This window comes from Microbacterium gubbeenense DSM 15944 (genome assembly GCF_000422745.1).
In the GTDB taxonomy this organism is placed as follows: Bacteria; Actinomycetota; Actinomycetes; order Actinomycetales; family Microbacteriaceae; genus Microbacterium; species Microbacterium gubbeenense.
The window spans coordinates 1-1,830 of the sequence record NZ_AUGQ01000062.1 but is presented as its reverse complement, the minus strand read 5'-3'; the positions used below and the strand labels follow the sequence as shown (position 1 = coordinate 1,830).

The 1,830-nt window shown below is 66.3% G+C and carries 3 protein-coding genes; 1 reads left to right on the top strand and 2 read right to left on the bottom strand.

Features of this window, described 5'->3' with window-relative positions:
- On the top strand, positions 1-448 hold a 448-nt coding region (locus G510_RS17035; RefSeq protein WP_029154000.1), incomplete at its 5' end, for a toll/interleukin-1 receptor domain-containing protein.
- Positions 449-484: 36 nt separating this feature from the next.
- On the opposite strand, the gene G510_RS0113270 is transcribed toward G510_RS17035, so the two are convergent.
- Positions 485-1,237: a GIY-YIG nuclease family protein gene (locus G510_RS0113270; RefSeq protein WP_245563363.1), complete on the bottom strand. Its 753-nt coding sequence runs from the start codon at positions 1,235-1,237 to the stop codon at positions 485-487.
- Between the two features lie 163 nt (positions 1,238-1,400).
- On the bottom strand, positions 1,401-1,667 hold the full coding sequence (locus G510_RS17030; RefSeq protein ID WP_157560688.1) for a helix-turn-helix domain-containing protein: 267 nt from the start codon (positions 1,665-1,667) through the stop codon (positions 1,401-1,403).
- Positions 1,668-1,830: the final 163 nt, after the last annotated feature.

Here is a 1,830-nt window from a genome sequence, read left to right as displayed (position 1 = left end):
CCCGCCACAGCAGGGTCATTCACCACGAACCGCGAAGAGCCTGTTTCTCAGCTATGCGCGCATCGACGGCTCGAGGGTCGCCACCGAGTTGAAGTCGGAGGTCGAGGAGCTCGGCGTCCGCGTCTGGTTCGACGAGGTCGCGATCGTGCCGGGCCGCAGTCAGTCGCTCCAGATGGACAAGGGACTGCGCGCCGCGCGCTCCGGCGTCGTGCTCCTCACACCGGCGTACCTGACGGGGCGCTTCTGGACCGAGCGCGAGCTGGGCGTCCTGCTCGGCAAGTCCACCCTCATCCCTGTGCTCAACGAGGTGACGTTCAAGGACGTGGCCGAGTACAGCGGTTTCCTCCCGGACCTCGCCGGTTTCGAGACGGCGCGCGACTCCGTGCAGGTCATCGCCGAGAAGATCGCCACGGCAGTGATGCCAGCAGAGTCGGAGGCGAGCATGTAGGAGCGTCAGAACGCCGACGGAGCCTCGTAGCAGTGATCAGTTCCGGTTCAGCCCGTGCTTGCGCGAGTCCAGCGCGAGCTTGAAGTGGCTCTCGGCCTCGTCGATCACCTTCGTCGGCGTCGCGGGATCGAACACGCGCAGCAGCGAGAAACGGAAGCTCGCGGCATCGACGTTGCGCAGCTCGACGTTGCCACCGTGGCCATTGGTCGCATACGCACCCCAGCGCTGGCGGATGCTCTCCGCGCCGTCGGCCTTGCCAACGTACTGACGGCCGTCGCTGGTGTCCGTGATCAGGTAGATGCCCGCGACGGAGGAGAGGGCGGTGCGCCAGCTTGCGTAGCGGTGTTCACGCATCACTGCCTGGAGCTGCTCGTGATCGAGGACGAGGCGATCGAAGCCGGGGAACGGGATCGGCTGTGCATCCGCGATCTCCAGCACCGGGTAGCCGGCGGCTGTGGGTCCCGTGAGCCGCCAGGTGCGAGGCGAGCGCCATCCGATGACAAGCCGGTTCCTCAAGTCAGCCAGGTGCGCTGAGATCTCGAGGTCGAAGATCCGGCGCTCACCGTCATTCGAGATCTCACCCCGGTTCTCCACGACAGACCACAGCCGCGCGCGGTCGCCGCCGTCCGGGATGAAGACGATCCAGTAGCGAGGCGGGTCAGCCGGGAACTTGCGCGTGTTCGAGGACTGGCTGGCGGTGTAGGCCATGATTTCGTCGTCCGTCGAGTCTGCATGTATGCCACTGCTCCCGGTGTCCTCGTGCTCCTTGACGTACGCGTGGCGGATCACCTGAGCGCTATCGGGAGCGATTCCCGCGCTGCGCAGGATGGGATCGAGAGTCAAAGGCATCGTCGGTTCGCTTCCTCGGCGTCGGTTAAGTGGTTCATCAGGCCATCCTTCCCTTCGGACATCGTGGTAGTGCTCGCGGCCGCGACATCACGCGCCACTCCGATCACGGCGACGAGCTCTTCGCTCGCGGAGCGAGCATCTCCGTGGTGAGGCCCTCGATGAGCTGCTCAGGTCCGACGTCGAGAGCTTCGCCCAGACGCACGAGCGACGGCAGTGCCGCGAGTGCGCGCCCAGACTCATACGAACGGATGTTCGCGGAGTTGATGCCGGTGGCCGCCGCGAGCTGATCCTGGGACAGGCCGCGTTCCTTGCGCAGTGCCTGGATGCGGGCACCGACGTGAGCGGCAGCGGGCGACGGGATGCGTGGCATGTACCGATTCTCACAGACCGGGCGCGAGAACACGGGCGCGGACCGCCGCTCGGTGCATACTCGACCGGACGAGTTGCTGTCGGACGACGTAGCAGTGAGCACGCCGATCGCATCCCGCGAGGCGCATCGACGACGCCTCGGATTGGGTGTCGGGTGGTGCGTG

Excerpts from the sequence above, each read along its gene's own strand:
- G510_RS17030 (WP_157560688.1), bottom strand. The coding sequence starts at position 1,667 with ATGCCACGCATCCCGTCGCCCGCTGCCGCTCACGTCGGTGCCCGCATC.